Genomic DNA, 8,169 nt, shown 5'->3' with positions numbered 1-8,169 from the left:
TTCCGTATGTGTGGCTGGGGCCCCCCCGCGGGGGGGGGCGAACCGGGGGGGTGTGGTGGTGGCCGGCCTCTCCCGGGGGGCGCCCCTCCGCGCGCTCAGGCGCCGACGTTGAACTCGGCCGGGTTCGGCCCGAGACGCCGGTTCTCGTCGAGGACGGCGATCGCCGCCATGTCCTCGGAGTCCAGCTCGAAGCCGAACACGTCGATGTTCTCCTGGATGCGGGACGGGGTCACCGACTTCGGGATGACCACGTTGCCGACCTGCAGGTGCCAGCGCAGCACCACCTGGGCCGGGGTGCGCCCGTGCTTCTGCGCGACGGCGACGATCGCCGGGACCTCCAGGAGGCCCTTGCCCTGCCCCAGCGGCGACCAGGCCTCGGTGGCGATGCCGTGCGCGGCGTGGGCCTCGCGCGAGGCCGCCTGCTGGAGGTGCGGGTGCAGCTCGATCTGGTTGACGGCGGGGACGATCGAGGTCTCGCCGATCAGCCGATCCAGGTGCTCCGGAAGGAAGTTGGAGACGCCGATCGCCTTCGCCCGGCCGTCGGCGTGGATCTTCTCGAACGCGCGGTACGTGTCGACGTACGCGTCCTTCGTCGGCACCGGCCAGTGGATCAGGTACAGGTCGACGTAGTCCAGACCCAGCTTGTCCAGGGAGGCGTCGAAGGCCCGCAGGGTCGAGTCGTGGCCCTGCTCGCTGTTCCACAGCTTGGTGGTGACGAACAGCTCCTCGCGAGCGACGCCGGACGCGGCGATCGCCTTTCCGGTGCCCGTCTCGTTCTGGTAGATCGCGGCGGTGTCGATGGAGCGGTAGCCCGCCTCCAGAGCCGTGGTCACGGCGTGCGTCGCCTCGTCGTCCGGCACCTGCCAGACGCCGAATCCGAGCTGCGGCATCTCCACGCCGTTGTTCAGGGTGAGGGAAGGGACCTTGTTGTCCGTGCTCACGTGCGGTCGATCCTAACGTCGTCGGGTGGTACTCCCACGGTCAACCATCTCAGACCCCCTCGCATTCCTCGGAGCCCGGAGGCGTCTGCGGATGTACCCCGGGAACGGTGCCGGGAACCCTGCTCGGAGCCGCGCTCGGTGCGGCCCCGAGATACGCCTCCCGTACGGCAGGGTCCGCGCGCACCTCGGCGGCCGTCCCCTCGGCCAGGACCCGGCCGAGGTCAAGGACCACGACGCGCGCGCACAGCTCCATCACGAAGGCCACGTTGTGCTCGACGAGCAGCACCGCGCAGTTCTGCTCCTCGGCCATGTGCCGCACGACGGCGGCGAGTTGGCGGCGCTCCTCCGCGGTCGTGCCGGAGGCCGGCTCGTCCAGGAGGAGTACGCGCGGCGGGTCGGCGAGTGCACGGGCCAGCTCGACCATCCGGGCCTGCCCGACGGGCAGCGCACCGGCGTACGACTCCGCGAGCGCGTCGAGCCCGCACTCGCGGAGCACCGCGGCGGCCCGCTCCCGATGGCGGCGCGTACCGCCGGGCCGCCAGTCCTGGGCCACCACCAGGTTGTCGGTCACCGTCAGCTGCCCGAAGAGCTGCTGGCGCTGGAAGGTCCGGCGGATGCCGTGACGGGCCCGCCACACCGGGGAGCGGCGCGTGATGTCCTCGCCCGCGAACGCGATGGATCCGCCGTCCGGCCGCCGGATCCCGGACAGGACGTCGAAGAGCGTGGTCTTGCCGGCGCCGTTCGGTCCGATGAGGCCGCAGACCTCACCGGGGCGTACGGAGATCGTCACGTCGCGCAGGGCGTGGACGCCGCCGAAGCGGACGTCGATCCCGGCCGCGTGGAGCATCGCACTCGTCATCGGCCGACCCCCGTTCCCAGATAGGCCTCGGCGAGCCGGTCCGTGTCCACCTCGGAGCGCGGCCCGGACCAGGCGATCCCGCCCTGCGAGAGGTACGCGACGGTGTCGGCGATGCCGAGCACCTCCGCCGCCTTCTCCTCGACCAGGAGCAGCGCCGTGCCGCTCGCCCGCAGCTCGGTGAGGAGGCGGAAGACCTCGTCCACGAGGCGGGGCGCGAGCCCGAGCGAGGGCTCGTCGGCGACGAGGACGGCGGGCGGGCGCTGGAGGAGCGGGGCGAGCGCGAGGAGCTGCTGCTCGCCTCCGGACAGGGAGCCGGCGGCGACGGAGCGGCGGGCGGCGAGCGCGGGGAAGCGCGCGTACACCGCGTCGCGGTCCTCGGACGAGGGGAGCTGGAGGGCCAGGTTCTCCTCGATGGAGAGGCCGGCGAAGATTCCCCGTCCCTCGGGCGCGAGCCGTACCCCACGCCTGGCCCGTGCGACGACCGTGTCGCGGCCGGCGTCCTCCCCGCGTACGCGCACCAGCCCCCCGGCGGGCCGCAGGAGCCCCGCGGCGACCCGGCACAGGGTGGACTTCCCGGCCCCGTTGGGCCCGAGCAGGACCAGCGTCTCCCCGGCGCGCACTCCGAGATCCACCCCGTGCAACACGGACGCGCCGCCGTACCCGGCACGCACGCCGAGCAGTTCGAGGGCGGGCGAGGGCACGGCGCCCGCGGGGACCGCCACCACGGCACCGGCAACGGACGACGCCGCGGTCTGCGAGGCTGCCCCCGCCGACGGCCCGACGCCCGAGGTCCGCGCCGCGGTGAGCCCGGCGCCCGCGGTCCGTGCGGCTGCCTCTGCGGCGTCCGTCGTCAGCCCGGCGCCGGCGGCCCCCGCAGCGGCCCCCGTCGCCTCCGTGCTGCCGGCCGCCCCCGCCGGGTGAGCCGATGCTCCCGCCGTCTCAGCCCATCGCCCCGGGCGCGGGGCGGGCAGTGGGTGCGTCGGTGCGTTCGCGGTGCCCGGCTTGAGGGCGTCGGTCTCCGGGCGGCGGGAGACTGCCCGGCGGGTGGCTCGGCGCGACGGGAGCGCCGCGCAGTAGCCGTCCGGGTCGTTCGCGAGAGCGAGGCCCGCCAGGCCGAAGAGGATCACCGGCAGGTGCGCGGACTCCGTCACGTACGTCGCCATCAGATGCGGGACCACCGCGAAGACCAGCCCGGCCACCACCGCGAACTGCGGCCGCCGCACCCCCGCCGCGACGACCACCGCCAGCCACACCAGACCGGTCATGGCCGTGAAGTCCGTGGCCGTGATCCGGGTGTTGTACGAGGCGTACAGCACGCCGCCGAAGCCCGCGAGGGCCGCCGACACCGTGAAGACCAGGAGCTTCGTCCGTACCACCGACACCCCCGACGCCGACGCGGCCTCCGGCGCCGAGCGGACCGCCAGGACGGCACGGCCCCAGCGGGAGCCGCGCAGCCACGTCAGCAGCCATACGACCGCCGCGCACAGCACCACCAGCGCGACGCCCAGCGCCCGGTCGTCGCCCAGGTCCACCGGGCCGAGGACGGGGCGCGGGATCTCCCAGCCCGTGTCCCCGTTGCGCAACCACCCCACCTGGAACAGCACCTGGTCCGCCAGGAACGCGAGGGCCAGCGTGGCCAGCGCCAGCGACCGGCCCCCGAGCCGCAGCGCGGGCAGCGCCACCACCGCGCCGAGCAGCGCCGCCGCGACCGTGCCGACCGCCGCAGCGGCCACGAACGGCCAGCCGCGGCTCATCAGCAGCCCCGCCACCAGCGCCGCGCCCGTCACGAACGTCGCCTGGGCGAGCGACACCATCGCCCCGAGCCCCGTCACCACCGTGAACGACATGAAGACCAGCCCGATCGCGAGGCCCTGCGCCAGGATCCCGTTCCAGAACGGGGTGGTGACCGTGTAGAACGCCGTGGCGAGCAGCCCGCCGGCAACGGCCCACGCGCCCCACCGGCGGCCCCAGCCCTTCCCGGCGAGGTAGTCGACCGGCGGCGGGTCCGCGGCGGCCGTGCCGGCCGCGCGCCGGCGCCGCGCCAGGACGACGAGGCCGCCGAAGAGGATCAGGAACGGCACAGCCGTACGGAATCCGGTGATGCCCTCCGCGAACGACGCGTACCCGGCGACGAGGTTCTGCAGCACCCCGAGACCGAGTCCGCCCGCGAAGGCGAGCGGCACCGACACGAACCGTCCGAGCACCGCCGCCGTCGCGGAGACGAAGAGGAACAGGGTGTAGTCGTGGGCGGAGAGACCGAGGAGCGGGGTCGCGAGGACTCCGGCGAGGCCCGCGAGCCCCGACGACAGCATCCACGCGATCGAGGACAGCCGGTCCGCGCTGATGCCCCGCAGCTCCGTCAGCGAGCGGTTGTCGACGGCGGCCCGCAGTCGGAGTCCGAGCCGGGTGTGCCGCATCAGCACCCACAGCCCGGCCGCCACGAGCGCCGTCGCGATCCAGGTGATCAGCTGGTCGGAGTCGATTCCGACGCCGTCGAGGGGCTGCCAGGACACCGCCGGGCTCGGCCCGACGCCGGGCAGCCCGAACTGGTTCTCGGCGGGCTGGACCGGGGCGCCGGCCCGCTCCAGGAGCTCGACGACCCACAGGCCGGCGGCCGGCAGCGCGACCAGCAGTCCGATCGTGGCCACGATCTGCGCCGTCTCGCCGACCCGGGCCAGCTTGCGGAACATCAGCCGGTCCAGGCCCCAGCCCAGTGCGGGCGCCACGACGCACACGAGCAGCAGCGCCGTCGGCACGGCCGGCCAGCCGAAGCCGGAGTGGAGCTCGTAGAAGGTCAGCGCGCACAGATAGGCGGTGGCGCCGTGCGCGAAGTTGAAGAGTCCGGAGGCGGAGTACGAGAGCACGAGCCCGGTCGCGAGCAGCGCGTACAACGCGCCCGAGACCAGACCGCTCAGCACGAAGCCCAGCAGGTCACCCACGGCGACGCCCTAGCCGAAGGGGATCGGCGGGTAGCACTTGAACGGCACCGCCACCTCGTAGCGTCCGTTCGTCAGCCGGACGAGGGCACCGCAGCCGAAGCTCTCCTTCTGGCCCTTCGGTTCGGCGCGGTCGCCCACGAGCGTTCCGGTGTCGGAGAAGCCGGCCGCGGCCTTCTGGAAGGACTCGGCGGTCAGCTCCTTGCCGGCCTTGGCGGCGATGGCGAGGAAGAGGTCGGCCGACATGTAGCCCGTCATCATGTGCATGTTGAGCGGGACGTCCTTCCCGCCCGCCGCCTTCTTGATGTCCGCCTTGAACTGCCGCATCGCGGGGCTGTCGGCCTCGAAGGGCTGGAACTGCAGCAGCACGTGCACCCCGTCCAGCGCCTGCCGCGTCGCGTCCTTCGCGAGCAGCCCGGGGTCGTAGTCGGTCGGGTCGGAGATGACGCCCTTGTACCCGGACCGCTTGAGCGCGGTGAACAGGCCGATGTTGTAAGGGGTCTGCATCACGGAGACCACGGCGTCGGGCGCGCCGCCGCCGGGGCCCGAGCGGAGGATCTCCTTCGTGTACGCCGACCAGTCGCTGGGCATCGATGTCGCGGGCACGGCTGCCTTGGCGTAGGAGACCTGGAAGCCGGCCGCCTTGAAGCCCTGGGTGAAGGTACGGATGCCGAACTTGCCGGCGTCGTTGTCGCCGGCGATCAGCGCCACGGACTTGCCGCGCGCTCCGCCGAGGACGGTGGCGAGCCCTTCGGGCCAGGTCTGGTTGAGGGTGCCGCCCGGGGTCGGGACGAGGCAGCCGTTGAAGCCGTAGATGTACGGGGGGCCGCAGAACGAGGGGAGCGTGCCCCAGCCGACGGTGGGCACCTTCTGGCCGTTGAGGAAGTCCGCTCCGGCGAAGGTGACGGAGCTCATGGGGGAGACGGCGAACACCTTGTCCTGCTGGACGAGTTTGCGGGCGGCCGCCAGGTTCTTCGCGGGGTCCTGGCCGTCGTCCTCGGCGCCCAGGTAGTCGATCCTGCGCCCGTTGACACCGCCTTCGGCGTTGGCCCGGTCGTAGCGCGCCTTGGCGCCGAGGTCGGTGTCCTTCTTGGAGTAGCCGCTCGCGGTGGTCATGGAGACGATCCCGCCGACCTTGATCGTGTCGGCGGTGACTCCGCGTGCGGAGGGACCGGTCGTACTCCCGCCGCTGGAGGCGGAGTTGCAGGCGGTGACGAGCAGCAGGGCGAATGCGGCGGCGATGGTGCCGAGCGGTCGAGGCACGGGCGATCCCTCCGTCGGGGTGACCGCATTCTGTGACCGGGCCGATGAACCGTCAATAACTGATACACCGTCAATTGATGATGCGTCAGCAAGGTTTGGCCGGGGGCCCGATGGGGGTCGGGCCCGTGCGCGGCGATCAGCCGTACAGCGCCGCGACCTCCGTCGCGTACGCCTTCTCGATCGCCTTGCGCTTCAGCTTGAGGGAGGGCGTGAGCAGCCCGTGCTCCTCGCTGAACGGGTGGGCCAGTATCCGGAAGGTCCGGATGGACTCGGCCTGCGAGACCAGCGTGTTGGCCGCCACCACGGCCCGCCGGATCTCGGTCTCCAGGCTCGGGTCGCGCACCAGCTCGGCCGGCGGCATCGGCGGCCGCCCCTGCATCGCCAGCCAGTGCTCCACCGCCTCCTGATCCATCGTCACCAGCGCGGCGATGTACGGCCGGTCGTTGCCCACCACGATGCACTGCGCGATCAGCGGATGCGACCGCACCCGCTCCTCGAGGCCGGCCGGCGAGACGCTCTTGCCGCCCGAGGTCACCAGGATCTCCTTCTTCCGCCCGGTGATCGTCAGATAGCCCTCCTCGTCGAGCATCCCCAGATCGCCGGTGGCCAGCCACCCGTCGTTGAGGACGGCGGAGGTGGCCTGCGGATTGTTGAGGTACCCGGAGAAGATCTGACCGCCGTGCAGCCACACCTCCCCGTCCTCCGCGATGTGCACCGTCGTGCCCGGGACGGGCTGCCCCACCGTTCCGTACTTGGTGCGCTCGGGCGGATTCGCGGTCGCGGCCGCCGAGGACTCCGTGAGCCCGTACCCCTCGAACACCGTCACCCCCGCGCCCTCGAAGAAGAGTCCGAGCCGCCGCTCCATGCCCGAGCCGCCCGACATGGCATGCCGGACCCGGCCGCCCATGGCGTCGCGGACCTTCCCGTACACCACCTTCTCGAAGAACTGGTGCTGCATCCGCAGCCCCGCCGACGGGCCGGGGCCGAGCCCGAACGCCTTCTGCTCCATCGCCTCGGCGTACTTGACCGCCACGTCCACCGCCTTGTCGAAGGGGCCCAGCTTCCCCTCGCCCTCCGCCTTGCGGCGGGCCGCGTGGAAGACCTTCTCGAAGACATAGGGCACGGCCAGGATGAACGACGGCCGGAACGCGGCGAGGTCCGGCAGCAGCTCGGACGCCGCGAGAACCGGCTGATGGCCCAGCTTCACCCCGCTCTGCACCGCCGCGACCTCCACCATCCGCCCGAAGACATGGGCGAGCGGGAGGAAGAGCAGGGTCGTCGCCTCGTCGCCCGGCTTGGAGTGGAAGACCGGCTCCCAGCGGCCGACCAGCATGTCCGTCTCGAACATGAAGTTGGAGTGCGTGATGATGCAGCCCTTGGGGCGGCCCGTGGTGCCCGAGGTGTAGATGATCGTCGCCACCGACTCGGGCGTCACCGCCCGCCGGTGGCGCTGCACGATGTCCTCGTCGATCTCCGCGCCGGCCGCGACCAGCTCGGCGACCGCGCCCGCGCCCGCGTCGAGCTGCCACAGCCGCTGGAGCCGCGGCAGCCGGTCGATGACCGAACCGATCGTCATGGCGTGGTCCTCGTGCTCCACGACGCAGGCGGTCACCTCGGCGTCGTGCAGCATCCAGTAGACCTGCTCGGCCGAGGACGTGGGGTAGATCGGCACCGACTGCGCGCCCAGTGTCCACAACGCGAAGTCGAACAGCGTCCACTCGAAGCGAGTCCTGGCCATGATGGCGACCCGGTCGCCGAACCGTACGCCGTGCGCGATCAGACCCTTCGCGAGGGCGAGCACCTCGTCCCGGAACTGCGCCGCCGTCACGTCCTGCCACTGTCCGTCGGCGTCCTTGCGTCCGAACGTGACCCGGTCCGGCGTCCGCTCGGCGTGATCGAACACGGCGTCCGCCAGACCGCCGACCTGAGGCGCCGCCTCGACGGGCGGCACGGTGAACTCGCGCAATGACCTGCTCCTCGCCCGCTCGTTGTCGCTCTCCGTACGGCGCGGGTGACGGTACCCCACCCGACTGGCGGGCGGGAGGGCCTTCACCAAGCCGGGACATTGGGTGTTCTCACAGGTCAGGGGAGGGGAAGGAGGTAAGTGGCGGGTGACCGGGGCAGGTTACTGACTGGCGAGTAAGCAGGGTGGGCCCGAATCTCCACGGAA

At 72.4% G+C, this 8,169-nt stretch carries 5 protein-coding genes; all 5 read right to left on the bottom strand.

Annotated features, from left to right (window positions below; all coding sequences use genetic code 11):
• Positions 1-95: 95 nt before the first annotated feature.
• Entirely contained in the window at positions 96-890 is a 795-nt protein-coding gene (locus tag ACFQ7Q_RS11780; RefSeq protein ID WP_383552894.1) for an aldo/keto reductase, read from the bottom strand.
• 100 nt (positions 891-990) lie between these two features.
• Positions 991-1,800, bottom strand: a complete 810-nt coding sequence (locus ACFQ7Q_RS11775; protein WP_383552735.1) for an ABC transporter ATP-binding protein — start codon at positions 1,798-1,800, stop codon at positions 991-993.
• Positions 1,797-4,739, bottom strand: coding sequence for an ATP-binding cassette domain-containing protein (locus tag ACFQ7Q_RS11770; protein ID WP_383552733.1), 2,943 nt, complete (start codon positions 4,737-4,739; stop codon positions 1,797-1,799). Before ACFQ7Q_RS11770 ends, ACFQ7Q_RS11775 begins: the two co-directional genes overlap by 4 nt.
• 9 nt (positions 4,740-4,748) lie before the next feature.
• Positions 4,749-5,999 carry an ABC transporter substrate-binding protein gene (locus ACFQ7Q_RS11765; RefSeq protein ID WP_383552730.1) on the bottom strand — a complete coding sequence of 417 codons (1,251 nt, stop codon included), beginning with the start codon at positions 5,997-5,999 and terminating at the stop codon, positions 4,749-4,751.
• Between the two features lie 136 nt (positions 6,000-6,135).
• Entirely contained in the window at positions 6,136-7,965 is a 1,830-nt protein-coding gene (locus tag ACFQ7Q_RS11760; protein WP_383552727.1) for an AMP-dependent synthetase/ligase, read from the bottom strand.
• Positions 7,966-8,169: the final 204 nt, after the last annotated feature.

Origin of the sequence: Streptomyces sp. NPDC056527 (genome assembly GCF_042794475.1) — a bacterium.
Lineage (GTDB): Bacteria > Actinomycetota > Actinomycetes > Streptomycetales > Streptomycetaceae > Streptomyces.
Note: the sequence above shows the minus strand (reverse complement) of the source record. Positions and strands in the feature narration are given on the sequence as shown.